The following is a 1,868-nucleotide window of genomic DNA, read 5'->3' as shown; positions in this document are numbered from 1 at the left end:
TCGAGCGCATCCGACTCGGTCAGGGCTCCGGCGCGGACACGGGTTCTGAGCACGTTGCCGAACTCCCACAGGTGCAGCGAAGGAACGACGCACCGGGCGCCCGTCGCCGCGATGCGCTCCCAGTGGCTCCTGGCCGCAGGCGAAAAGACCTCCGGCAGATAGACCGCGATCGCCACGCTGGTGTCGAGGACGAAGCCCTTCACCCGCGCTCGCGATCCCGGCGCACCAGCTCGGTGGCGCTGTCGGCGAAGCGCAGGCCGGCCGTCTTCGCCTGCACCCGCTTCAGCCGCTCGCGATAGCTCTCGAGATCGCGTTCGGCATTCTTCCGCTCGACGAAGAAACGCAGCGCCTGATCGAGCATGGCCCGCTTGGTCTTCGCTCCGGCGAGCCGCATCGCCTCCTGCAGGAGCTCGTCATCCAGGTGCACATTCGTCCGCATACACCAAAGTGTACACCCGCTACACCCACCCTTACACCATCGATCCTATCCCCTCCCCGGCCAGGAAAGCCCGTGCTCCCGGTGCCTAGGGATTGCGGAGCGCGACGGACGCTGCCACGGCGGCGGCGATCCTGGCGAAGGCGGCGGCGTGGGGGCCTTGGGGCTGGGCGATGACGATGGGGGTGCCGGCGTCGCCGCCTTCGGCGATCGCGGCGTCGAGGGGGACGGAGCCGAGGAACGGCGTGTCGAGCTCGCGCGCGGTTCGTTCGCCGCCGCCGCTGCGGAAGACATGGGTCTCGTGGCCGCAGTTCGGGCAGACGAAGGTCGACATGTTCTCGACGATGCCCAGGACCGGAACCTCCATCTTGCGGAACATCGCGAGGCCCTTGCGGGCGTCGAAGAGGGCGACGTCCTGGGGCGTGGTGACGATCACAGCGCCGGCGACGGAGACCTTCTGGATGACGGAGAGCTGGGCGTCACCGGTGCCAGGCGGCATGTCGAGAATGAGGAAATCGAGCGCTCCCCAGTCGACATCGCCGAGCATCTGCTCGATCGCTTTCATCACCATCGGACCGCGCCAGATGACCGGCGTGTCGGTGTCGAGGATGAACCCCAGGGACATGAGCCTGATGCCGTACTTCTCGAACGGCCGGATCCGGTTGCCGATGACCACCGGGCGTTCGTCGATGCCGAACATCGTCGGCAGCGACGGTCCGTAGATGTCGACGTCGAGGAGGCCGACACGGTGGCCGGACTGCCCGAGCGCGATCGCGAGATTGCTCGCCACCGTCGACTTCCCGACGCCGCCCTTGCCGCTCGCCACCGCGACCACGGCGCGGACCTCCGGGATCAGGTTCGGGTTCTGCGCGATCGCCCGCGCCGCCGTCTCCTCGCGCGACGGCGGCGCCGCGACCTCGATTTCGACGGCGACGCCAGCCACCCCCGGCAAGGCGCCGACGGCGCGCTCGACATCGGCCTGCACCTGCTCGGCCGCGGCGCGATTCTGCGTCGTGATGACGAGCCGCACACGCACCGTGCCGCCGTCGATCGCGAGCTGCTTCACGAAACCGAACGAGACGATGTCGCGGCTCATGCCCGGAAACCGGACACCCTTCAGAACTTCCCAGATCTGATCCTCGTTCAAAACGTTCGGACCGCTCATCGATGGTTCATCCTCTCCCGTTCATAGCGAAATGTCCTCGTCTGCGCACTCGGTCCCGGCGAGAGCCGCCACCCGGACGCGCACCTCTTCGGTCACCACCGGCAGCTCCCGGATCGAACGTCCAGCGATGGCGATCGCCTCGCCGAACTGCACCGTGACGGTCTGCGGCCGGATCAGGAAGCTGTGCCGCGACTGCACGGCCAGGGTGCCGTGGAGGCCCACCGGCACGACCGGCAGCCCGCTCTTCAACGCCATCAGGAACCCGCC

Annotated in this window: 4 protein-coding genes; all 4 read right to left on the bottom strand. The window is 68.2% G+C overall.

Translation table 11 applies throughout. The annotated features are described in order from the left end of the window. Nucleotides 1–203 (bottom strand): type II toxin-antitoxin system VapC family toxin (locus KBI44_19945; protein ID MBP9146754.1); only part of this gene is annotated, 203 nt, incomplete at its 3' end. Next, nucleotides 200–439: a type II toxin-antitoxin system VapB family antitoxin gene (locus KBI44_19940; GenBank protein ID MBP9146753.1), complete on the bottom strand. Its 240-nt coding sequence runs from the start codon at nucleotides 437–439 to the stop codon at nucleotides 200–202. The genes KBI44_19940 and KBI44_19945, both read right to left, overlap by 4 nt. An 85-nt stretch (nucleotides 440–524) precedes the next feature. Beyond that, a complete protein-coding gene (locus KBI44_19935; GenBank protein MBP9146752.1) occupies nucleotides 525–1,601 on the bottom strand; it encodes an Mrp/NBP35 family ATP-binding protein in 1,077 nt (358 codons plus the stop codon). Between the two features lie 21 nt (nucleotides 1,602–1,622). Continuing rightward, nucleotides 1,623–1,868, bottom strand: a 246-nt coding sequence (locus KBI44_19930; protein MBP9146751.1) for a hypothetical protein, incomplete at its 5' end; no start/stop codon positions are given.

It is taken from the genome of Thermoanaerobaculia bacterium, from assembly GCA_018057705.1.
In the GTDB taxonomy this organism is placed as follows: domain Bacteria; phylum Acidobacteriota; class Thermoanaerobaculia; order Multivoradales; family JAGPDF01; genus JAGPDF01.
The sequence above is the reverse complement of the archived record's forward strand: the minus strand, read 5'-3'. Positions and strand labels throughout refer to the sequence as shown.

Excerpts from the sequence above, each read along its gene's own strand:
- KBI44_19940 (MBP9146753.1), bottom strand. The coding sequence starts at position 439 with ATGCGGACGAATGTGCACCTGGATGACGAGCTCCTGCAGGAGGCGATG.
- KBI44_19935 (MBP9146752.1), bottom strand. The coding sequence starts at position 1,601 with ATGAGCGGTCCGAACGTTTTGAACGAGGATCAGATCTGGGAAGTTCTG.